General features: G+C 64.5%; 21 protein-coding genes. 4 read left to right on the top strand and 17 right to left on the bottom strand.

Features of this window, described 5'->3' with window-relative positions:
• The first annotated feature begins 12 nt into the window (after positions 1–12).
• Positions 13–1,290 carry an oligosaccharide flippase family protein gene (locus tag CXY73_RS12145; protein ID WP_158254113.1) on the top strand — a complete coding sequence of 426 codons (1,278 nt, stop codon included), beginning with the start codon at positions 13–15 and terminating at the stop codon, positions 1,288–1,290.
• A 605-nt stretch (positions 1,291–1,895) separates the two neighbouring features.
• Here the strand turns inward: CXY73_RS12145 and pip are convergent.
• From pip to paaA, 17 genes are all read right to left on the bottom strand, one after another.
• Positions 1,896–2,852, bottom strand: a complete 957-nt coding sequence (gene pip / locus CXY73_RS12140; RefSeq protein ID WP_104177845.1) for a prolyl aminopeptidase — start codon at positions 2,850–2,852, stop codon at positions 1,896–1,898.
• 37 nt (positions 2,853–2,889) lie between these two features.
• Positions 2,890–3,570 (bottom strand): response regulator transcription factor, encoded by a 681-nt coding sequence (locus tag CXY73_RS12135; protein ID WP_104136222.1) that lies wholly within the window; start codon positions 3,568–3,570, stop codon positions 2,890–2,892.
• A complete protein-coding gene (locus CXY73_RS12130; protein ID WP_104136225.1) occupies positions 3,567–4,808 on the bottom strand; it encodes a sensor histidine kinase in 1,242 nt (413 codons plus the stop codon). Before CXY73_RS12130 ends, CXY73_RS12135 begins: the two co-directional genes overlap by 4 nt.
• A gap of 26 nt (positions 4,809–4,834) precedes the next feature.
• Entirely contained in the window at positions 4,835–5,686 is an 852-nt protein-coding gene (locus CXY73_RS12125; protein ID WP_104136227.1) for an ABC transporter permease, read from the bottom strand.
• Positions 5,683–6,621 carry an ABC transporter ATP-binding protein gene (locus tag CXY73_RS12120; RefSeq protein WP_104136230.1) on the bottom strand — a complete coding sequence of 313 codons (939 nt, stop codon included), beginning with the start codon at positions 6,619–6,621 and terminating at the stop codon, positions 5,683–5,685. The genes CXY73_RS12125 and CXY73_RS12120 overlap by 4 nt, the downstream gene beginning before the upstream one ends.
• Before the next feature lie 149 nt (positions 6,622–6,770).
• Positions 6,771–8,879: an acyl-CoA dehydrogenase gene (locus tag CXY73_RS12115; protein ID WP_104177902.1), complete on the bottom strand. Its 2,109-nt coding sequence runs from the start codon at positions 8,877–8,879 to the stop codon at positions 6,771–6,773.
• A gap of 175 nt (positions 8,880–9,054) precedes the next feature.
• The gene (gene recQ / locus CXY73_RS12110; RefSeq protein ID WP_369831241.1) at positions 9,055–11,139 is read right to left on the bottom strand and encodes a DNA helicase RecQ; all 2,085 of its coding nucleotides are present in this window, start codon (positions 11,137–11,139) and stop codon (positions 9,055–9,057) included.
• A 134-nt stretch (positions 11,140–11,273) separates the two neighbouring features.
• Positions 11,274–11,954, bottom strand: a complete 681-nt coding sequence (locus CXY73_RS12105) for a copper resistance CopC family protein (RefSeq protein ID WP_104177844.1) — start codon at positions 11,952–11,954, stop codon at positions 11,274–11,276.
• A 4-nt stretch (positions 11,955–11,958) separates the two neighbouring features.
• Positions 11,959–12,687 (bottom strand): YcnI family protein, encoded by a 729-nt coding sequence (locus CXY73_RS12100; protein WP_104177843.1) that lies wholly within the window; start codon positions 12,685–12,687, stop codon positions 11,959–11,961.
• Between the two features lie 100 nt (positions 12,688–12,787).
• Positions 12,788–13,414 (bottom strand): hypothetical protein, encoded by a 627-nt coding sequence (locus CXY73_RS12095; RefSeq protein WP_104136237.1) that lies wholly within the window; start codon positions 13,412–13,414, stop codon positions 12,788–12,790.
• Positions 13,415–13,510: 96 nt separating this feature from the next.
• On the bottom strand, positions 13,511–13,708 hold the full coding sequence (locus tag CXY73_RS21995) for an Ig-like domain-containing protein (RefSeq protein ID WP_104136239.1): 198 nt from the start codon (positions 13,706–13,708) through the stop codon (positions 13,511–13,513).
• A gap of 445 nt (positions 13,709–14,153) precedes the next feature.
• Positions 14,154–14,927: an enoyl-CoA hydratase/isomerase family protein gene (locus CXY73_RS12085; protein WP_104136242.1), complete on the bottom strand. Its 774-nt coding sequence runs from the start codon at positions 14,925–14,927 to the stop codon at positions 14,154–14,156.
• Positions 14,928–14,954: 27 nt separating this feature from the next.
• A complete protein-coding gene (gene paaE / locus CXY73_RS12080) occupies positions 14,955–16,100 on the bottom strand; it encodes a 1,2-phenylacetyl-CoA epoxidase subunit PaaE (protein WP_104177842.1) in 1,146 nt (381 codons plus the stop codon).
• The gene (paaD, locus tag CXY73_RS12075; RefSeq protein WP_233198310.1) at positions 16,100–16,636 is read right to left on the bottom strand and encodes a 1,2-phenylacetyl-CoA epoxidase subunit PaaD; all 537 of its coding nucleotides are present in this window, start codon (positions 16,634–16,636) and stop codon (positions 16,100–16,102) included. The genes paaE and paaD overlap by 1 nt, the downstream gene beginning before the upstream one ends.
• A gap of 2 nt (positions 16,637–16,638) precedes the next feature.
• On the bottom strand, positions 16,639–17,472 hold the full coding sequence (gene paaC, locus CXY73_RS12070) for a 1,2-phenylacetyl-CoA epoxidase subunit PaaC (RefSeq protein ID WP_104177841.1): 834 nt from the start codon (positions 17,470–17,472) through the stop codon (positions 16,639–16,641).
• A gap of 11 nt (positions 17,473–17,483) precedes the next feature.
• Positions 17,484–17,789 (bottom strand): 1,2-phenylacetyl-CoA epoxidase subunit PaaB, encoded by a 306-nt coding sequence (gene paaB, locus CXY73_RS12065; protein ID WP_092106867.1) that lies wholly within the window; start codon positions 17,787–17,789, stop codon positions 17,484–17,486.
• On the bottom strand, positions 17,786–18,775 hold the full coding sequence (gene paaA, locus CXY73_RS12060; protein WP_104177840.1) for a 1,2-phenylacetyl-CoA epoxidase subunit PaaA: 990 nt from the start codon (positions 18,773–18,775) through the stop codon (positions 17,786–17,788). The genes paaB and paaA overlap by 4 nt, the downstream gene beginning before the upstream one ends.
• Positions 18,776–18,967: 192 nt before the next feature.
• Between paaA and paaI the strand changes: the two genes are divergently transcribed.
• The 3 genes from paaI to CXY73_RS12045 are packed head-to-tail and all read left to right on the top strand — an operon-like array spanning position 18,968 to position 21,373.
• On the top strand, positions 18,968–19,396 hold the full coding sequence (gene paaI, locus CXY73_RS12055; RefSeq protein ID WP_104136250.1) for a hydroxyphenylacetyl-CoA thioesterase PaaI: 429 nt from the start codon (positions 18,968–18,970) through the stop codon (positions 19,394–19,396).
• 17 nt (positions 19,397–19,413) lie between these two features.
• A complete protein-coding gene (gene paaK / locus CXY73_RS12050) occupies positions 19,414–20,733 on the top strand; it encodes a phenylacetate--CoA ligase PaaK (protein WP_104177839.1) in 1,320 nt (439 codons plus the stop codon).
• 40 nt (positions 20,734–20,773) lie between these two features.
• Positions 20,774–21,373: a TetR/AcrR family transcriptional regulator gene (locus tag CXY73_RS12045; protein ID WP_104136255.1), complete on the top strand. Its 600-nt coding sequence runs from the start codon at positions 20,774–20,776 to the stop codon at positions 21,371–21,373.
• The last annotated feature ends 149 nt before the right edge of the window (positions 21,374–21,522 follow it).

Here is a 21,522-nt window from a genome sequence, read left to right as displayed (position 1 = left end):
GTTTCGCGCAATATGACGGTCGCATTGCTGGGCAACGCGTTTCCCCCGCTCGTCGCACTTTTCTCCGGCCCCATCCTGGCGCAGGCCCTGGGGGTTGACGGGCGTGGCGCAGTGGCAGCGGCAACAGCACCATTGGCACTGGTCGTCACTATAGCCACGTTTGGAATTCCCGAAGCTGTCACGTGGATTATCGCGAAAAAGCCCGCGTTGGCGCGAAATGCAGCGAGTCGGGGCATGCTGATTCTGGGCTTCGCCGGATTATTCGCGATGGCCGCCATTGTCTTTTCACCACCTTTGTTGAGTGGTGGTGACCCGAGCGTTCAGCTCCTGATCGTGTTCGCCAGTCTGGCCATTGTGCCCAACCTTCTCGTGGGAATACTCCGCGGTGTCGCCTCGGCCACGAGCAGCTGGCGGCTCGTATCCATGGAACGCAGCATCTCGTCGGTCCTGCGCCTCGCGGTCCTCATCCCGTTCTGGCTGACGGGAACGCTCACCCCTCTCGTGGCCACGATCACGGTCGCTGCCATGCCCGTGGTCGGCGCGTTCGTCTACATCGGGCGCATGCGAAGCCTCGACCCGCGCGCGCTTGAAGTTCCGCCCGAAGCACGCATGCTCGGGCTCCTCAGCTATGGCAGCCGGATGTGGGTGGGTTCGCTGTCGGGCGTGCTCCTGACGCGTCTCGATCAGGTACTGCTGACGCCGCTCTCCGGCACCTACCAGCTCGGACTCTACGTTGTGGCGGTGAGCATCAGCGAGTTGCCGTTGATCATTCACCATGCGGTTCGTGACGTCTCGTTCGTCAACGAAGCGGCCAAGTCTGAGGATGAACGTCTGAGCTCGTCTGCCCGAATCTCGACGGCACTATCGGCACTGGCCGCACTGGCACTCGGAGTGTCCATGCTGTGGTGGCTGCCGTTTCTGTTCGGGGAAGGCTTTCGCGAATCGATTCCGATAGCCGCGGTACTCCTCGTAGCCGTTGTACTTCTCACACCGGGTTCCATTGCCGGCGCCGGGCTGAGCGCGCGCGGCCGCCCCGGGCTGCGCAGCATCGCGTTAACTATTTCGTGCGTCATCAACATTGTGCTGCTCATCATCCTCGCGCCGCTGCTGGGAGCCATGGGTGCGGCGCTCACGACGCTCGCCGGCAACATCATCACGAGCAACCTCAACCTGCTGTTCCTGTCGAGGGTGTTTGGAATCGGCATGCTGCAGTTCTATGGTCTGCGCCGTTCAGACATCGCCACCATCAGCCGCTACGGCAAGCGGATACTGCGGCGCAAGACGCGCTGACCGGCATCCGCTTCGACCTGGCCGGTGCATTCACTGCGGCGCCTGATCCGGCGAAATTCGCCAGCGTTCTAGGCCCCGCCAAATAACCAGGCGCCAGTGGCGAGGTGGCCGCCGACGGTTGGCAGGTCTGCCGCCAGACAAATCGGGCAGCGATACCGGTACTGGCTCGGCGCAGTCGTGCTTTCACGCCCAGCTTGCGTTCGAACGCGCTGTCGTTTTTCAAGGCGTAGCTCACAATGAGCGCTCGGCGCCCACCCAGGAGCGTCCAAAGACAAAGCGCACTGATCGAGAGGGCGATCACACACACTCGACAGCATGAGCGGTTCAGTGATTTCGAACGTTGTGACCCTGGAACAAGGCAACAAGGCAACAAGGCAACAACCATGTGGAGTGCACCGAACGAGTCTGCACGACGACGAGGCCTGGTCGGGAGCCGGGCGGTAGGCGGAGCCGTCGCGGAGCCCCTGAGCCGCAGCCAGGAATGGCAGCAGTGATGTGAGCAACTGGCGGCGACCGCCGCGGGTGACTACTTCTCAGGCCGCATCCAGGCTGGGGCGGCGCCAGCGGAGGTAGTCGCCTGGGGCCGACATGACCATTGCTCAGCGTTAGCTGGCGAAGCGGTCGGTGGCCTCGATGATGGCGTCCAGGATGCCGGGTTGGTCGAAGGCATGGCCAGCGTCGGGGATCAGCTTGAATTCAGCCTCCGGCCAGTTCTTGTGCAGGTCCCAGGCGGTGAAGGCCGGCGTGCATATGTCGTACCGGCCCTGCACGATGACACCGGGGATCTCGGCGAGCCTGGAGGCGTTGTCGATCAGCTGGTTCGGCGTGAACCAGCCCTTATTGGCGAAGAAATGGTTCTCGATGCGGGCAAAGGCTACAGCGAACGCTGGGTCAGAGAAATGCGCGATCTTGTTTGGCTCCTGCAGCAGGGTGATCGTCGAAGATTCCCAGGTGGCCCAGGCCACGCCGGCGCGTTCGCGCACGAACTGGTCCGGGGCGTGCAGCAGCCGGCCATAGGCCTCGATCAAGTGACCGCGTTCGTTTTCGGGAACGGGAGCGAGAAAGGACTCCCACAGGTCGGGGTAGATCGCGGCGGCGCCGCCCTCGTAGAACCAGTCGAGTTCGACCGGGCGCAGGGTGAAGATGCCGCGGACGACGAGTTCAGTGACTTGAGCGGGGTGGGTCTCGGCGTAGGCGAGGGCGAGGGTACTGCCCCATGATCCGCCGCAGACCAGCCAGCGGTCGATACCGAGGTGCTCGCGCAGTTTTTCCAGGTCGGCGACGAGAGTCCAGGTGGTGTTCACGCTCAGGTCAATGTCGGGCTCGCTCGCGTGCGGCGTGCTGAGGCCGCAGCCACGCTGGTCGAACAGAATGATGCGGTACTTCGCGGGATCGAATACCCGACGCTGGTCCGGGCCTGACGCGCCACCCGGGCCGCCGTGCAGATACACCGCGGGCTTGCCGTCGGGGTTGCCCGAGGCCTCCCAGTAGATGGTCTGGTTGTCACCGACATCGAGCATGCCGGTTTCGTAGGGTTCAAGCTCGGGGTAGAAGGTTCGCATGCTTCGAGCCTATGCCCCTCGTGTGCGCTGCCCCGGGTCAGCTGCCGACGAGTCCCACTTCGTAGGCCAGAATGACCGCCTGCACCCGGTCGCGCAGCCCGAGCTTGTGCAGGATTCGCCCGACGTGAGTTTTCACCGTCGATTCGGAGAGAAAGAAGCGTTCGGCCAGTTCGGTGTTGGAGAGCCCCTCGGCGATGGCCAGGAAAACCTCGGTTTCACGGTCGGTGAGCGCCGCGAGCGCCGTTGCACTGGAGGCCACTCCCGTCTCGGGCTGCGGCAATTTGGTGCCGAACAGGTCGAGCAGGCGTCGGGTCACCCGCGGTGAAACGGATGCCTCACCCGAGACCACCGTGCGTATCGCGGCGATCAGCTCCCCGGGTTCGGCGTTTTTCAGCAGGAAGCCGCTGGCACCAGCGCGCAGACCACCGAACGCGTACTCGTCGAGGTCGAAGGTGGTGAGGATGATGATGCGGGTCTCCGGCTGGGCGGCCATGATCTGCCGGGTCGCCTCGATGCCGTCGACGCCGGGCATGCGCACGTCCATCAAAACCACGTCGGGATTCAGCCTGGCGGCGAGGGCGATCGCCTGCGCGCCGTCGCTCGCTTCGCCGACGACGGTGAAGTCATCTTCCGCCTCCAGCACCATGCGAAAACCCACCCGCAACAAAGCCTGATCGTCGACCAGCAGGATGCTAATCAGTGCGGAACGGGGGGTCATTGTTCGTCCTCAAAGTTCAGGGTCGCGTCTACGCGCCAGCCGTCACGGAATCCCGGCGCCGCCTCAAAGGTTCCGCCGTAGATCGCCACACGTTCCTGCATTCCGATCAGGCCGCGCCCGAAGCCGCGTTCGCTCGCCACTGCCATATGTCGCCCATTGTCGCTAATCGTGACCTGGGCAGCACCGGGCGAACACTGCAGGCGCACGACCACCCGGGTCGGAGTGTCTGCATAGCGCAGCACGTTGGTCAGCGACTCCTGGATGAGCCGAAAAATGGTCAGCTGCACGCTCGCATTGCTCGGCTCACGCCCGCTGCGCTCCAACACAACGGGAAGACCGGTCGACCGAAACGATTCCACGAGGTCGGCGAGCTGGTCAATGCCTGGCTGCGGAGCACGCGGGGCCGGGTCCGTGTCCACCTCGAGCACTCCGAGCAGCCGGCGCATCTCGGACATGGACCGGCGCCCAGTGGCTGCGACGTCGAGCATCGCCGCGCGGGATCGCTCCACGTCTTTGGGGGCGATGGCGTGGGCACCGTCGGCGAGCGCCACCATGACCGAGAGGCTATGGGCGACGACATCGTGCATTTCGCCGGCGATTCGGGCACGCTCGGAGACGCGGGAGAGCTGCGCCTGCTGGTCGCGTTCGCGGGTGAGCTGCGCGGCCAGGTCCAGCAGCGACGAGACGTAGCGCTTGCTGTTGCCCATATTGACGCCGACCAGGGTCGCGGCGAGCAGCATGATCGCCACCTGGACGGCGACCGGAATCCATGGAACTTCGTCGGGATTGTCGGTGAGCCAGGCGGCCAGTCCGGCCAGCAGAACGGATGCGCTGAAACCGCTCCAGGCGCTGCGCACGTCCGAATAGACCGCGACCGCGTAGAGCGCCAGGAGCTGGGCGATGAGGTGCACTTCGCCGTAGTCGGCGAAGGTGAGCAGGCCGATCCAGGTCAGAACCAGGACGAGCCGCGGCATCCGTCGGCGAAAGAACAGGGCGACGGCCAGCAGCAGCATGATGCCGGCATTGAGCAACACATCCGGGACCGGAGCGGGGGCATCGTCGAGCAAGTTGAGCACTAGGGTGAGCACCATCGGCACGACGTAAATCGCCGCGACGAGGCCGTCGGCCAGGTAGGGATGTCTGGTCCAAAACCGCCGCACTACTCCGGGCGGGGTGGGCAGGAGCAGTTCTCCCCCCGGCGCCAGAGCGCGCCCGGGGGGAGAACTGTTGGTGCTCATCTATCGACTCTACGGGTCGTGGTGGGTCAGGCGTCCCGGCGCTTGAGCAGCAGCGCGGCAACGCCGAGGCTCACGACCACCCAGACGAGCACGATCAGGAAGCCCTGCCAGGACTCCATGGTGTTCGGTGTGATCATCGTCGTACCGGCCACGGTGAAGAGGTAAGGCATGATGTCGGCGATCCACTCAATGAAGATCGACAGCACGGCCAACACCGTCGGCAGCAGCAGGGTGATTCCGAGCACCGTCGCAATACCGCCGGCGCTGCTGCGCAGAATTGTGCCGATGCCGAGGGCAAACACGGCGATGATCGCAAGGAACAGCGCGTTACCGAGCAGCGGCAAAATCACCTCGGTGTCGAACAGGCTCGCGGTCAGGTCCTTGGCGCCCAGGATGGGGAGGACCGCGAGGAACGATCCGACCACGCTGATCAGGCCGACCAGGAAGGTGAAACCGAACAGCACGACAACCTTGGCCCAGAGTGCGGGCAGACGATTGGGCACTGCGGTCAGCGTCGACTTGATCATGCCGCTTGAGTATTCACCGCTGATCGAGAGCACGCCGAGGACGGCGACAATCAACTGGCCAAGTCCGAGACCGGTCGTGGAGACGAGCACGAACATTTGCGCACTCTCCAACGCTATGGGGGCGCCGGTGGTCGGATCGAACCCGGCCGTTGACGCCGACATGGCGAACGACATCAGCACGGCTATGCCGAGCGAGACCACGACAACGAGGGAGAGCGTCCAGTAGGTGGAGCGCAGGCTCCACAGCTTGATCGTTTCGGAGCGGAGCAAGCCGGTGATGCTGAGCCCGGATCCGGTTGGCACGAAGGAGGTGCGGGCCGCGGACGGCTGGCTGGGGGTTACGGTGCTCATCGCGTGACCTCCGCTTCGGTGTGGGAGGACGCATCGCCGGTGCGATACTCCACTTCGTTCTGCGTGAGTTTCATATACGCGTCCTCGAGCGAGGCACTCACTGCAGTGAGTTCGTGCAGGGAGATCTGGGCAGCGGCGGCGCGGTCGCCGATCTCATTCACGGTCAGTCCGCTGATCTCGATCACGCCCTGCTCGATGTTGATAATGGTCACATCCGGCTGGGCCAGCAGGGTAGCGAGGGCCGCGGTGTGCGGGGTGCGTACCCGAACCGTGTTCTGCGCGGCCGAGGCGATAATGTCGGCAACCGAGGCATCCGCTATCACTCGGCCGCGACCGAGCACGATGATGTGGTCGGCCGTGAGGGCCATCTCACTCATGAGGTGCGAGGAGAGCAGCACTGTGCGGCCCTCGGCGGCGAGCTGCTTGGTGAGCTTGCGTACCCATTGCACGCCCTCGGGGTCGAGACCGTTGACCGGCTCGTCGAGAATGAGGGTGGCCGGGTCGCCGAGCAGCGCGGCGGCGATGCCGAGGCGCTGGCCCATACCGAGGGAGAATCCGCCGACCCGCTTACGGGCTACGGACTCGAGTCCGGTGAGGTTGATGACCTCGTGCACCCGGCTGGTGGGGATGCTGTGGGTTGCCGCCATGGCGCGCAGGTGGTTGTACGCGCTGCGGCCGGTGTGCACGGCCTTGGCATCGAGCAACACTCCGACCTCACGCAGCGGCGCCTTGTGCTCGTGGTACGGCTTACCGTTGACGATGACCGATCCGGCGCTGGGCCGGTCCAAACCCACGATCATGCGCATTGTGGTGGACTTGCCCGCGCCGTTCGGCCCGAGAAAACCGGTGACCTTGCCGGGCTGCACCGTGAAGTCGACCGCGTCGACCGCGGTCTTCCTTCCGTAGTGCTTGGTCAGGGACTGTGCCTGGATCACGACTGCCTCAATTCGTTGGTGGGTGAGGCCCCGATCCACTGCGCTGAAGCCCCCATACCAAACGGTATGGTTAGTTGCCCTGTGGCGCATCAATCTTGCGGATGGTTATGCGGAATCCGTGTCGTACCTGAGTACGACAGGAATGCCGCCTACTTGCGGGCGGTTTTCTCTTCCCGGGGTGCAGTTCCGGACGCACGCTGGTCGGCATAGTAATCGCGGGCCTCGGTCTGGCGCTCACGCTCGATGCCGCTAGCGATCGTGGCTCGGAGGTGGTCCTGGGAGTAGCCGAACGCATCGACGAGATCGAGGGCATGCGGACGGATGCGCGCGATCAGCCGGTCGATGTAGGCCGTGACGGCCTGGGCCCGCTGGGCCGAGAGCCGACCGTGGATGAGGTACCAGGCGAGGTTTTTCTCCACCAAGCCGAGGCCGAACAGGTCGCGCAGCCACGTCAGTACCTGCCTGGTGCTGGCATCCATCGGAGCGTCCAGCGCCCGGGTGAACGACTCCCACTGCAGCAGTTCGCCGTGGGCACGGGCCGCTTCGATGAGCTCGTTCTGGTGTGCGTTGAACAGGTCGGCAGCCTGCTTCTTTGGCAGTTTGGTGGCGCTCCGCAGCTTGCCGGCGACCTCACCGATCATGCTCTCGACCCGATCGGTGAGCAGCTCGCGCTGAACATCAGCTTCACGGAGGGCACCGACCGAGCGGGCCGTTGATCCGCGGTCGGCAACGGACTGGCCCAGGGTACGGAGGCCTGTGCCGTGGTAGGCGCGGCCAGCGGCGTGCTGCACTACGTAGCGGGCGAGGGCGCCGGCATCCGCTGTGGCGAATTTACGGCTGGAATCGGTGAGCAGACGCTTGGCGACGAGCTGCAGCAGCACGTTGTTGTCGCCCTCGAAGGTCGCGAAGACGTCGAGGTCGGCGCGCAGCCCCACGAGACGGTTCTCGGCCATGAAGCCGGCGCCGCCGCAGGCCTCACGAGCTTCCTGCAGGGTGTCGAGTGCATGCCAGGTGGAAAGCGGCTTGAGCGCGGCGGCGAGGGTTTCGAGGTCTTGCCGGTCGTCGTCGGTGTCGGCCTTGCCGCTGAACACTTCGTCGAACTTCACCAGGAGCTCATCGTGCGCGAACGTCTGGGCGTAGGTCGTGGCGAGGCGCGGAAACAGGCGGCGCTGGTGGCGCTGGTAGTCGAGGATGACCTCTTCATCGGTATCGCTACCCGCGGTGAATTGACGACGCTGGCTCCCATAGGTGATCGCGATGGTCAGCGCCAAAGCGGATGCCGCGGTGGCGGCCCCGTCGAGCGACACGCGACCCTGCACGAGCGTACCGAGCATCGTGAAGAAGCGCCGACCCGGGCTTGATATCGGGCTGGTGTACGTGCCGTCCTCGGCGACGTCGCCGTACCGGTTGAGCAGATTTTCGCGCGGGATACGCACGTTGGTGAAGTGCAATCGGCCATTGTCAATGCCGTTGAGGCCACCTTTCAGGCCGTCATCCTCGCCTCCGATACCGGGGAGGAATTCGCCATCGGCGCCCCGGATGGGCAGGTAGAAGGCGTGCACACCGTGGTTGGTTCCCCGGGTGATGAGCTGCGCGAACAGCACTGCGGCGATGCCATCTTTCGCGGCGTTGCCGAGGTAGTCCTTCCAGGCGGCGCGGAACGGAGTGTTGATGACGAACTCGCCGTTCGCGGCATCGAAGGTTGCGGTGGTGCCGATGCTCGCGACATCGGAACCGTGGCCGATCTCGGTCATGGCGAACGCACCGGGAACGGAGAGGTCCATGATGCCGGGAAGGTACTTATCGTGGTGTGGTTTGGTGCCAAGGTGCAGCACGGCGGCGCCGAACAGGCCCCACTGAACGCCGCCCTTGATCTGCAGACTCGGGTCGGCAATGACGAGTTCTTCGAAACCGGCTATGTTTCCGCCGTGGTCGTCCTGTCCGCCAAGGTGTTTGGGGAAGGCGCGCAGCACGTGGCCGTTGGCAGCAAGCACCTTGAGCTGCTCAAGTACGCGCAAGCGGTGGTCGGCCATGGAGAGGCCTTCGATGCGCTGCATTTCGGGACGTGCAGTCACTTCTCGGGCGACAAGGCGCACGTCAGCCCAGGTGCCGAGCAGCTGGCGTCCGAGCTGCTCGACATTGACCTTGAGCGCGGTCTCGTCACCGATGGTCTTGATGGGGCCGGTGTCAGTGGTGCCGGAAAGGCGGGGCTCGATCGTCGTCGATCGGACGTTGGAGCGCTGGGCCGTGTCAACCATCATTGGTCCTAACTGTTCGCGCGAAAGTGGTGATTGCCACGTTAGAACCACATCGTGTGGCCGCGAAATGCGCGGTGCGGAGGCCACAACGATATATGCCGTCCACGGCATTGGTTTTGTAGGATCAGTACAACTTCAGACGCCTCCAACCTGCGCTCCCCCACAAATAAGGTGGTCAGGCGCGGGCGGCGATGACCTCGAGCAGGGCCTCGCCGTAGGCTTCGAGCTTCTTGGCTCCGATTCCGGTGATGCCGTCGAGCCCGGCAAGGGTGGTCGGGCCGGCTGCGGCGACGGCAATCAGCGTGGCGTCACCGAAGACGATATAGGCGGGCACGCCCTGCTCCTTCGACTCGGCCGAGCGCCAGACGCGCAGCGCTTCGAACAAGGTCTCCTGCGCGGTACTGAGGTCGGCGGCAGCGACCTTGCCTGCGCTCGGGCGGCGGGCCGCGCTGGAGCGCACGGGGCGGTCGGGTTCGCGCCGCAACTGCACGTCGCGATGCCCACCCAGAACCTCCGCGGCGGCATCCGTAAGAATTAGGGTGCCGTATTCGCCGGAGGTGGCGAGCAGGCCCTGCGCCAGCATCTGGCGAACGACACCGCGCCAGGCCTGGTCGCTGAGGTCGGCGCCGACGCCCCAGGTGCTCAGTTCCGTGTGCCGGTACTGCGTTGCCCGAGGCGTTTCCTTGCCGCGGAGAATATCGATGAGGTGGCCGGCGCCGAACTTTTGGTTGCGTTCGCGGTGCAGCCGCACGATAGTGGAGAGCAGCTTTTGGGCGGGGATGGTGCCGTCCCAAGCTTCGGGGGGCTCAAGGCAGGTGTCGCAGTTACCGCAGGGTTCACTGGTCTGCCCGAAGTAGCGCAGCAGGTTGACGCGGCGGCAGTGCACTGTTTCGCACAGGGCGAGCATGGCGTCGAGGTGGGCGGACAGTTTGCGCCGATGGCTAAGGTCGCCGGGCGACTCGTCAATCATGCGGCGCTGCTGCACCACGTCTTGCAGGCCGTAGGCGAGCCAAGCCGTGGCCGGAGCCCCATCGCGGCCCGCACGACCGGTCTCCTGGTAGTAGCCCTCGACCGATTTGGGCAGGTCGATGTGGGCGACGAAGCGCACGTCGGGCTTGTCGATTCCCATGCCGAACGCGATCGTCGCGACGATGACAACGCCCTCCTCACGGAGGAACCGGGACTGGGTGCGGGCGCGCAAACCCGCGTCGAGTCCGGCGTGGTAAGGCAAGGCGTTCACGCCGTTCTGACGCAGAAACTCGGCGGTCTGGTCGACGGTCTTGCGGCTGAGCGCGTAGACGATGCCCGCATCACCAGGGTGCTCGGTCTTCAGGAAGGACAGCAGTTGCTTGCGCACCTCGGACTTGCCGACGATGCGGTACTGAATGTTGGGCCGGTCGAAGCTCGCCACGAAGTGCTTCGCGTCACCCATCTGCAGACGGGTGGTGATCTCCTGGTGCGTGGCGTCCGTCGCGGTGGCAGTGAGGGCGATGCGCGGCACGTCGGGCCAGCGGTCGGCAAGTTCGCTGAGCGCGAGGTAGTCCGGCCGAAAATCGTGTCCCCACTGCGACACGCAGTGGGCCTCATCGATGGCGAACAGGGAGATGGTACCGCGGTCGAGCAGCCGTTTGGTGGCCTCGTTCGAGAGGCGCTCGGGGGCGACGTAAAGCAGGTCCAGGTCGCCGTTGAGGTAGTCTCGCTCGACCTGGCCTCGAGTAACGGAATCCTGGCTGGAGTTGAGGAATTCGGCGCGCACACCGACGGCGGTGAGCGCGTCGACCTGGTCCTGCATCAGGGCGATGAGCGGCGAGACGACGATGCCGGTGCCGGAGCGCACGAGCGCAGGAATTTGGTAGCACAAACTCTTGCCACCGCCGGTGGGCATGAGCACGACGGCGTCCTTGCCGTCGATGACCTGTGCGATAATCTCGGCCTGGTCGCCGCGGAAGGAGTCGTAGCCGAACACGGTGTGCAGGGCTTCGGCCGCGGTCTTGAACTTGCGAGTCGCGGCGCGCACGGGTGCTGCGGGACGGGTGGCCGCGTGGCCACTGGCTTGGTTCGAAGCGGATGCTGCGCCTGAGTTGGCCGGCTGCCGCTGGAACTGCTGGTCGCCGAACTGCCGGTCGGCCTCGGGCGGCGGCGCGTCGTAGTCGTCAGGGGCGTCGAAGTCGCTGGGGCCGTCGAAATCACTCGGTGCATCAACGTCGCGGGGTGATTCAGCGTCGTCAGGATTCCAGGGCAGCTCAGCGTTCCAACTCACCTGCCTAACTGTACCCGGCCCCTCTGACACGTTCCCTCCGCAGCACCCCCTCTCCGCGAGAGCGGGAAATGTGTTGCTTCGGGGTGCTGAAGCAACGATTTTCTCGCTCTCGCGAGAAGCCTGAGGACGGAAGTTTAGGTGCGGGGCTTGCGGCGCAGGACGAGTAGGGTCGCGGTGACCGCGAGGAGCACGGCGCCGAGGGTGCCGCCGATCCAGGCGACCGTCGACGGGGAGCCGTCGGTGCCGGGATCTGAGGGCAGTGAGGTGCCGACATCCGATTTGGCAGCATCCGTTTCGGTGCCGCAGGTCGGTACGGTGGCGACGCCCTCGGCGAGCGCCTGATCGGCCGCTGGCTGCCAGTCGAAGGTGAACTCGTCGGAGATCGCGTGGCCGTCGGTCGAGACTGTCTGCCAGATGACCGTGTACTCTCCGGCGGCGCCGAGCTGCGCCGAAGTCTCGACGGTGGCGCCGGAGACTGTTCCGCACCCGTCGCCATAGAAGAGTGGCGCGTCGGCCGGGCCGGTGATGACCAAGGCGCTGCCTGCGCCGGATCCGCCGAGATCGAGGAGCAGATCGTTCGTGGTGACCGAGAACACGCCGGGCTGCTCGGTCACGACCGCGTCGGCTGCCGGCGAGGATCCGACGACGTAGTTGTGCGCGGAGGCCGGGGCCGCAGCCCCGCCGAGCGCTACGACAACGACGACGCCCGCGAATGCTGCACGCGTCGCGCCGCGAAGCAGCGACCGACTCGCCCGACCGTCCCAGGTGCGAACATTCGCGGTTGTCGCGCCGCTGGGCGTTGTGTTGCCGCGCACGCTGCTAGACCGTCTGCTTGCGGCGGGCCGTGATGGCTAGCACGATGCTGATCGCTCCGACGACGAGTCCGCCAGCCCCCAGCACACGGGCGAGCACATCATCGGATGCGGTCGTTGTGTCGGTCGCGATCGCCGTCGTGTCGTCGTGCGTGGCGACTGTTTCAGCGTCGGTGTTGCTGTGCCCGTGCTCGTCACCGGTCGCCGCGGTCAAGGTGATGAACGGCGCCGGCAGGGCGGGTTCGTCTTCGCCGTCGATGGTGGACTCACTCCAGTTGGTTTCGCCCACCTCGCACGTCTGCAGCACGGGGAATTCGAGGGTTTCACCTTCGGCCTCGGCGGGCAGTTGCAGGCTCAGCGCGAAGGTGTCGCGAAAACCGTCCGGCAGCGGCGTCGTGGCCGTGTAGCTGACCTGGCCGACGCGCGTCGTGATTTCGTTGCCGTGACCGTCATCGATCGGGGTGGCCAGGTCGACATTGATTTTCTCGACCGTCCAGCCCGGATTAATGGTCGGTGACACGCTGAGGATGCTCTCGGGGATATCGATCGTCATCTGTGTGGTCGACGAGCCCTCGCAACCGTGCGCGGTCGAGAACGTGAGCACGATCGACGAACCGGCGGCCGTGCTGGTCGGCGTCGCACTGACGTGGGCACTCGCCGCGAGCGGGGACGCGAGCGCAAGCAGGGCTCCAGCAGTCAAAGCGGTGACGGTGAGAATGGGGGTCGTGTGCTTCATGATTATCCTTCAACGTGGGGTGCCCGGAGCAAACCGAACGGGGCCGACGAAGCCTCTGCTAATCGTTCGGTGCGGTGGGAAAAATGGTCTGGTGTGTTCGTCAGGCGGCGAGCGCGAAGGCCGGCGGGCCACGATGCCGCATGGCCGACAACACCAGAAGCAGATATCGCGGTGCGACCACCGGGGCCACGTTCCCGATGCGCTGCGGGGCAACGACCGGCACGGCCAGTTGAGCCGGCGCGAACAGGGTACGGATGCCCAGGCGAACGTTTTCGACCAGACCCCAGAACGCTCGCTCGGCGAATCGCAGCGCGAGAATCGTGACGATCGCCGCACCGACGTGAGCGAACCCCATGGCCCCGCCATCGTGTAAGTCGTGCGCGCTCGCGCCCAAAATCGTGGGGTCGATCAGACCGGGTAACGCCGCATGCTGATGGGTGCCCGATGCGGCAAGGGCATCAGCCCCGAGAGCACCATTCGGTGCTCCGAGCGAAAACAGTCCGTGAAAAACGACCTGGCTGATCAAAACAGATGCAGCACCCCGCCAGAAAGACAGCGTGCGGCCGGCCAGCGCGACGCAGACCATGCCGGTGAAGGCGAGTGACACGACGACGGCGAGTAGTCCGGGCGCGAGACCACCACCGAGGGTGTGCGACAGCGCGGCGACAAAGGTAGAAAACACGGCGACGATCCAGCCGCGCGCAAAGCGGGCCCAGCGTGTGTGCATCTCGACCCCTCTCCGCTTGTTTCCAGAGTAGCCGACCGACCCTGCAAAAATACTGGCTCGGGCGCCACCCTTGGGGTGGGGGCCGAAGTGCGCGGGCTAGTAGACGAGCACCCCGATCGGGCGCGATATCGATGCGCCCAGGGCGTCGCTATCGCCATAATGCGCGGTCAATTTGTGCACGCCGCGGCTCAGCCCGGTGATGCCCGTCGTCACGACTCCGTCATGCTGCGATGTGAACAGCCTGGTCTTGACGAGCTCACCCCGGTCGTGCACCTGGATGGTTCCGGTCGGCACGGTGCCGTCGTTGTGATGCCCAGGACGACCGGCCCACCGCTGATAAGGATCGGGATCGAGAACTGCGTTCCCAAACCGCTCACATCGAACATGATCTCGTTCGTGGCGGATTCGACCTTTCCTGTGGCGGCGCCCTCGTGCAGGAACAGGATGACGACATCCGCTTCACCGTTGGCGGCATCGCCGTCGTGAAGATCAGTAAAAATCCGAAGAACAGCAGGGTGAAACTTGCGACGGCTCGATGACGACGTCGTGTGGTCGCTGGGGAGATTGCGGGGTGGACTAATCGATCGAGGTACGTTGTGCTCGGGTCAAGATCGCGCTCCTTGTTGAGAATGACTCTGCTACGGCCACAGTGAATATAGGGGCAACACGGCACGTGGCCCAGGGCAAGCACCTTTTCGCAAGCGGATGACGCAGCACCCGCTTGCGCGATCAATGAGGGTCAGGCACGGCCCGTGAAGGCGGGTTTGCGCTTCTCCTGAAAGGCAGCAAAGCCCTCGCGATAGTCGCTGGTGGCGCACAGCGCGGCCTGGGCCGCTGTCTCGTCGCTCAGGCTCTGCCAGAGTCCGAGGCGCTCGTCGCGCAGCGACTGCACGAGCGCCTTGCTTGCCAGAAATGCCTGGGTAGCACCAGCTGCCGTGCGCGTCGCCGCCTGCACGGTCGCCTCGGTCAGCTCCGCAGCTGGAAAGACCTGGCTGAACAGGCCGCCGGCGACGGCTTCAGCCCCAGACATGAGGCGTCCGCTATAGATCAGGTCGAGGGTGCGGTGTGCGCCGAGGCGTTCCAGAAACAGGGCGTGCCCGCCGGAGTCGAGGGTGGCGCCGAGATTCGCGAACGGTGAGCCGATCTTGGCGGTGTCGGCAACGTAGACGACGTCGGTGGCGATGAGCAGGCCGAGTCCGACTCCAAGGCAGGCACCGTGGGCGGCCGCGTAGGTCGGTGCCGGAAACTGGCTCATGCGCTGCAACAGCGGGGTGACGAGATCGCCAAGGTAGCCGAGCACGTCGTCGGTGCGCGGATCGACGCCTGCAATATCCCGCCCGGCGCAGAACGCCCGCCCCTCACCGCGCAGCACGAGTGCCCGCACGCCGGCCCGCTCGGCGGTCTGGTAGGCCGCGTCGAGTTCAACGATCGCGGCTTCATCGAGGGCGTTGAGCTTGTCGGGTGCGTTCAGCACCACGTGGGCGACGTCGTTGTCTATCGAGAGGTCAATCACGGCATCCGCTTTCTTGGTGTTAGCGCGTTAGACGTCATAGTCGACCACGACGGTGTCTGTGGTCGGGTGCGACTGGCAGGTCAGGACGTAGCCGCGAGCGAGTTCTTCGGGCTCGAGCGCGTAGTTCTCGGTCATGGTGACGTCTCCGCTGACCAGTTTGGCGCGGCAGGTACCGCAGACTCCGCCGGCGCAGGCGAACGGCACGTCGGGACGCACGCGAAGGGCAGCGTTCAGGATGCTCTCGTTCGCGTTGACCGGGGTGGTGACCGTGTTGCTCTGGCCGTCGAGCGTGAACTCGATCTGGAACGTCTTGTCACCCGCGCCGATGATGACCGGCCGGCCTCGATCACCACGGGCCGCCGAGGGCTCGCCGGTGGTGAACAGTTCGAAGCGCACATGCGAGCGATCGACGCCGGTGCTTTCGAGGGTGTCGCGGCAGAGCTGCACGAGTTCGAAGGGGCCGCACAGAAACCATTCATCGACCGTGGCCGGACGCAGAATGGTGTCGAGCATACGTCGAAACTTCTTCTCGTCGATGCGGCCAGACAACAGTGTTGAAGAGCGCTGCTCGCGGGAGAGCACGTGATAGAGCGCGAGGCGGGCCGGATAGCGGTCCTTCAGCTCGGCCAGTTCGTCAAGAAACATCACGTCAAGCGCGGTGCGGTTGGTGTATACGAGGGTGAACATCGACGTCGCGGAGGCGGCGAGCACTGTGTGAGCGAGCGCCATGAGCGGGGTGATTCCCGAGCCAGCGGCCACGCCGACGACGTGCTTGTAATCGAGGTCTTTCAGCGTTGTAGTGAAGCTACCCTGCGGGCTCATTACGTCGATTTCGTCGCCGGCGTGCAGTTCGCTGTTGGCCCAGGTCGAGAAAAGACCACCGAGGTCACGTTTGATCGCAACGCTGATTTCACCTGCTGTTTCCGGCCGGCAGATCGAATAGCTGCGGCGCAGTTCCTGGCCGTCGATCATTGCGCGCAAGGCGAGATGCTGGCCGGGCAGGTAGCCAAAAGCGCCTTGGAATTTGGGCGGAACGGTGAAAGTGACCTCGACGCTGTCCGCGGTGAGCGGTCGCACTTCGGCCACGGTCAGGGTGTGGAAGCGCGCGCGGTGCTTGACCGGCGCCCGGGTAGTGGCGCTCTGGTTCGTGGATTCGAGACGTGTTGCAGCCATTAGAGCACCTTGAAGTAGTCGAACGGCTCGAGGCAATCTCGGCATTCGTAGAGGGACTTGCAGGAGGTGGAGCCAAAGTGAGCGAGCTCGCGAGTGTTCAGCGAGGAACAGCGCGGGCATTTCACAGCCATTTTCAGGCGGATCGGGCCGGTCGGACCTGAGCCGCGTACGGTCGCATGCCCGGTCGGAGCCGCGATGCCATACTCACGGAGCTTGTTCTGGCCGACCTCGCTCATCCAGTCGGTGGTCCATGCCGGGCTGAGCACCAAGCGAACCGAGACGTTCTCGTACCCGGCGCTCGTGAGCGCCGTGAGAACGTCGTCGCGCATGGCGTCCATCGCGGGGCATCCGCTGTAGGTCGGGGTCAGGGTGACGGCAACCGCGTCGCTGGTGACGTTGACCGAGCGCAGCACGCCAAGATCCTCGATGGTGAGCACCGGAATCTCGGGGTCGACGACCTGGGCGGCAATCGCCCAGGCAGCCAGCGAGGCCGCATCGAAGGGACGCGGGCGCGCCAGGGATTCGTGCGCGTCGATGGTCACCAGGACGCTCCGGGGTGGGCGCGGGTGAGTACCTGCATTTCGGCCAGCAGAAAGGCCAGGTGTTCGGAGTGCCGGCCGGTGCGGCCACCGCCGGAGGCGACAAATCCGCGCGGAATTTCAAGTTCGGCTTCGGCGAGCACCGGCGCGATGGCGGAGTCGAACGCGGGGCGCAGGGTCGACGGGCGAACCGCGATTCCTTCGAGGCTGTCGATGAGTGGGTCGTCGCGAAAGATCTCTTCGACGTATGGCCAAAGATCGCTCAGGGCGGTGATCATGCGGCGGCGGGATTCGTCGGTGCCCTGCGCGAGGCGCAGTACCCACTGGGTGGAGTGGTCGCGGTGATAATCGACCTCCTTCACCGCTTTGGCGGCGATTGCGGCGAGGGTCGCGTCAGCGGATGCCCGCAGCCGACTGTACAGCTCGAATAGGTAGTGGGACACGACGAATTGGCGCGCGATCGTGTGAGCGAAGTCGCCGTTGGGCTGCTCGACGATGTGCAGGGAGCGAAAATCCGGCTCGGTGCGCCAGTAAGCGAGGTCGTCTTCGGTGCGGTTCGTGGCGGTGCCGGCGTAGTGAAGCAGCGACCGGGCGTGCCCGATCAGGTCCAGGGCGACATTGCCGAGGGCAACGTCTTCTTCAAGCTCGGGAGCGCGGGATATCCAGGCGCCGAGTTGCTGGGACAGGATAAGCGAGTCATCGCCAAGCCACAGGGCATATTCCGCGACGTCGGGGGTAGCGACGGACGGGCCCTCGATCAACTCGGCGTCGAGGGTGGTAACGTCGACGGCGACGTGGCCGTGAACATCCGCTTTACTGTCGTCATCACTCATAGGTTGGCTCGTCATAGGTGCTTCACGCCCTCGCTCTTGGAGTAGTAGCTCGCGTGGCGGTAGTTCTTACCGGCGGGCGATTCGAAGAACGCGCCCTTGGCGTCTGGGTCACTCGTGGTGATGGCGGCGGCGGGAACGACCCAGACCGAGACGCCCTCACTGCGGCGGGTGTACAGGTCGCGGGCATTGCGCACGGCGAGGGTCTCGTCGGGGGCGTGCAACGAGCCGACGTGCACGTGACTGAGCCCACGGTTGGAGCGCACGAAAACCTCCCAGAGGGGCCAGATTTCTGCTGCTGAGTCGCCAGGAGTGGTCATGAGGCTACCATTTCTTCAGTTCGTGCGGACTGTTTACGTGCATAAGCCGCGGCTGCTTCGCGCACCCACTTGCCCTCGTCGTGGGCGTCGCGACGACGCTGCAGGCGCTGGGCGTTGTTCGGGCCGCGGCCGGCGAGCACCTCGTGGAACTCGGTCCAGTCGATCACGCCGAGATCCCACTGCTGGGTTTCCTCGTTGAAGTGCAGGTCGGGGTCCGGCAATGTAATGCCGAGCACGGCCGCCTGCGGAACAAGCATGTTCACGAACCGCTGACGCAGCTCATCATTGGAGTGACGCTTGATCTTCCAGGCCATCGACTGCGCTGAGTTGGGTGAGTCATCGTCGGGCGGGCCGAACATCATCAGCGCGGGCCAGTACCAACGATCGACCGAATCTTGCGCCATTTGGCGCTGCTCATCGGTGCCCTGCATGAGCTCGAGCAGTATTTCGAAGCCCTGACGCTGGTGGAAAGATTCTTCCTTACAAATACGCACCATGGCACGGCCGTACGGGCCATAACTGGCCCGGCATAGCGGTACTTGATTGCAGATGGCAGCGCCATCGACGAGCCAGCCGATCGAGCCCATGTCAGCCCAGCTCGGGGTTGGGTAGTTGAAGATCGAGGAGTAGCGCGCCTTGCCGGCGATGAGGGCATCCGTCATGTCATCGCGGGTAGCGCCGAGGGTCTGCGCGGCGGAATAAAGATAGAGGCCGTGACCCGCCTCGTCCTGCACCTTGGCCATCAGGATGGCTTTGCGCTTGAGGCTCGGGGCGCGAGTGATCCAGTTCGACTCGGGCTGCATACCGATGATCTCGGAGTGCGCGTGCTGCGAGATCTGGCGCACGAGCGCCTTGCGGTACCCCTCGGGCATCCAGTCGCGCGGCTCAATGCGCGAATCGGCTTCAATCAAGTCGTTGAACTGCTGTTCTTCGACACTGATTGCAACGGATGCGCTCGTATCGGGCGTGATGGTGCTTGTCATCATCGGCTCCTGGTCTGCGTTGACTGCGGTGGTCGGATCTTTGTCGTGTGCAAGCTGGCGACGCTAAGGTAATGCACGTCGAGAATTTCGCGCACTGAACGGCCTTCTATTACCAACCGATCGTTCAGTTAGTATATAGTCTCATTATTGGGCGGGCAACCCCCGCTTGAACAGCAACTCAACGAGGAGATCCGAATGACGGAAGCACCGCCCGCCGGCAGCCAGGCCATGATGCAGCGCGACCGGGCATCCGCTTCTCTCGGAATGATCGTGCGCCGTAACGAGCCGGGCCACGCGGTGGTCTCGATGATGGTGCGCGACGACATGCTCAATGGTTTCGATGTCACCCACGGCGGTTTCATCTTCGCTCTCGCCGACACGGCCTTCGCCATTGCCTGCAATGACTCGCATCACGTGACGCTCGCGGCCGGCGCCGACATCACCTTTCTAAAGCCGACCACGAGCGGCCAGAACCTGACCGCAACCGCGCTGTTGCGGGTCAAGAGCGGCCGAAGCGGCATCTACGACGTGCGGGTGACCATCGACGACGACGTCACGGTCGCCGAATTTCGCGGCCGAAGCCGCACCACCAACTTGCCCGTTCCCGCTCGCAACCACCTCTAACCCTTCCGGAAGGCACCATGTCAACGCTGACCAAGACCCGTCTGCACGCACCGGCACTAGCGGAGCTCGACGCGGCAGAACGGATGTCCCGCGACGAGATCCGCGCGCTGCAACTGATTCGCCTCAAGCACACCGTGCGGCATGCATACGAGAACGTACCTCTATATACACGCAAATTTGATGCTGTCGGCGTACACCCCGACGATATCCGCACCCTCGAAGACGTGACGCTGCTGCCCTTCACAACCAAGGAAGATCTGCGCGTCTCTTACCCGTTCGGCATGTTCGCAGTACCGATGGACCAGGTCGCACGCATTCACACGTCGTCGGGCACGACCGGCCTGCCGACCGTAGTCGGTTACACCAAGAATGACCTCGCGATGTGGGCGGGGCTGGTCGCCCGCAGCCTGCGCGCCTCGGGTGTTCGCCCCGGAATGAAAGTGCACAACGCTTACGGCTACGGCCTGTTCACCGGGGGACTGGGCGCCCACGCCGGCATCGAAGCACTCGGTGCCTGCGCCATTCCCATCTCGGGCGGACAGACCAATAAGCAGGTGCAGATGATCACGGACTTCGAACCGGACGTCATCATGTCAACACCGAGCTACCTGCTCACGATCACCGACGCCATGGTGGCCGCCGGTCTCGATCCGCGCCGTTCCAGTCTCAAGGCCGGCGTGCTCGGTGCCGAACCGTGGACCAACCAGATGCGACTCGAGCTGGAAGACCGACTCGACTTCGATGCACTCGACATCTACGGCCTCAGCGAGGTTATGGGCCCCGGGGTCGGTAATGAGTGCATCGAGTCCAAAGACGGCCCGCATCTCTGGGAAGATCACTTTCTGCCGGAGATCATCAATGGTGACAGCGGACACAGCCTGCCAGACGGCGAAACGGGCGAACTCGTATTCACGTCGCTGACCAAGGAGGCGTTTCCGGTCATCCGTTATCGCACCAAGGACCTGACCCGATTGCTTCCCGGTAGCGCTCGGCCAGGTATGCGCCGCATGGAGAAGATCACCGGTCGAAACGACGACATGATCATTCTGCGCGGGGTCAACCTGTTTCCTACCCAGATCGAGGAGATCGTGCTCGGCATCGAACACCTCTCGCCGCACTTCGTGCTGGAACTGACCCGACCGTCCCGCATGGACGAGCTCACCGTGCGCATCGAACGGCACGAACACGCCGACGATGCCGCCTCCGCGGTCGCCCGCGCCCTGCTTATTGCCCTAATCAAGGACCGGATCGGGTCGAGCGTCAATGTGCTCATCGTTGAACCCGGAACCCTCGAGCGCAGCACCGGAAAGCACAAGCGCGTATACGACCTGCGCTAGTTTGTCGTAGCCGGCCCCCTGCGTGAGAGACTCAAGACCTATGTCTGACCTACACACCCCCAAGCGCGGGCGCCCCGGCTACGACCAGCGCGCCATCCTCGAGATCGCCGTTACCGCATTCAATGAATTTGGCTACGACGCCACCTCGATGGGGGTGCTCGCGACACGCCTGGCCCTATCGAAAGCAGCCATTTACCACCATTTCTCCTCGAAGGATGAAGTGCTGCAACTTGCCCTCGACGAGGCGCTCAACGGCCTCGAGGGCGTTCTGCTGGAGTCCGGTGCACTGACCGGCAGCGCGATCGACCGCCTGGCCCATGTGCTACGCGGTGCCGTGCACATTTTAACGTCTCGGCTGCCGTATGTAACCCTGCTGCTGCGTGTGCGTGGCAATACGGAGGTCGAGCGCCTGGCGCTCACCCGTCGCCGTGCCTTCGACCGAGCGGTCTCTGCGCTGGTCATCGAAGCGCGTGATGAGGGCTCATTGCGCAGCGACATCGACCCGCGCGTCGTCACGCGCCTACTCTTCGGCATGGTCAATTCGATCGCCGAGTGGTACCGCCCCGAAGGCCCCGAAGACGCCGGCCACCTCGCGGACGACGTGCTAGCCGTAGCCTTGGACGGCCTGCGCCGCCGCTAGCTCTCTGACGACGAGAGGCCATGCACAATCTGCATGGCCTCTCGCGCTCTATCTGGTTAACAGAAAAAGCCACCCGTGGGTGGTGTGTTAAAGCAGAAAGGCCATCCCGTGAGGGATGGCCTTTCTGGTGTTTCTAAGTTAAGTCCGGC

Source organism: Cryobacterium sp. Y50 (genome assembly GCF_002929805.1).
In the GTDB taxonomy this organism is placed as follows: domain Bacteria; phylum Actinomycetota; class Actinomycetes; order Actinomycetales; family Microbacteriaceae; genus Cryobacterium.
This window is presented reverse-complemented; position numbering and strand designations above follow the sequence as displayed.

Coding starts and splice junctions, on each gene's coding strand:
- paaK (WP_104177839.1), top strand. CDS start 19,414: ATGTCAACGCTGACCAAGACCCGTCTGCACGCACCGGCACTAGCGGAG.
- paaI (WP_104136250.1), top strand. CDS start 18,968: ATGACGGAAGCACCGCCCGCCGGCAGCCAGGCCATGATGCAGCGCGAC.
- CXY73_RS12100 (WP_104177843.1), bottom strand. CDS start 12,687: ATGAAGCACACGACCCCCATTCTCACCGTCACCGCTTTGACTGCTGGA.
- CXY73_RS12125 (WP_104136227.1), bottom strand. CDS start 5,686: ATGAGCACCGTAACCCCCAGCCAGCCGTCCGCGGCCCGCACCTCCTTC.
- paaB (WP_092106867.1), bottom strand. CDS start 17,789: ATGACCACTCCTGGCGACTCAGCAGCAGAAATCTGGCCCCTCTGGGAG.
- CXY73_RS12095 (WP_104136237.1), bottom strand. CDS start 13,414: ATGCACACACGCTGGGCCCGCTTTGCGCGCGGCTGGATCGTCGCCGTG.
- pip (WP_104177845.1), bottom strand. CDS start 2,852: ATGCGAACCTTCTACCCCGAGCTTGAACCCTACGAAACCGGCATGCTC.
- paaC (WP_104177841.1), bottom strand. CDS start 17,472: ATGAGTGATGACGACAGTAAAGCGGATGTTCACGGCCACGTCGCCGTC.
- paaA (WP_104177840.1), bottom strand. CDS start 18,775: ATGATGACAAGCACCATCACGCCCGATACGAGCGCATCCGTTGCAATC.
- paaE (WP_104177842.1), bottom strand. CDS start 16,100: ATGGCTGCAACACGTCTCGAATCCACGAACCAGAGCGCCACTACCCGG.
- CXY73_RS12045 (WP_104136255.1), top strand. CDS start 20,774: ATGTCTGACCTACACACCCCCAAGCGCGGGCGCCCCGGCTACGACCAG.
- CXY73_RS12115 (WP_104177902.1), bottom strand. CDS start 8,879: ATGGTTGACACGGCCCAGCGCTCCAACGTCCGATCGACGACGATCGAG.
- CXY73_RS12130 (WP_104136225.1), bottom strand. CDS start 4,808: ATGAGCACCAACAGTTCTCCCCCCGGGCGCGCTCTGGCGCCGGGGGGA.
- CXY73_RS12135 (WP_104136222.1), bottom strand. CDS start 3,570: ATGACCCCCCGTTCCGCACTGATTAGCATCCTGCTGGTCGACGATCAG.
- CXY73_RS12145 (WP_158254113.1), top strand. CDS start 13: ATGACGGTCGCATTGCTGGGCAACGCGTTTCCCCCGCTCGTCGCACTT.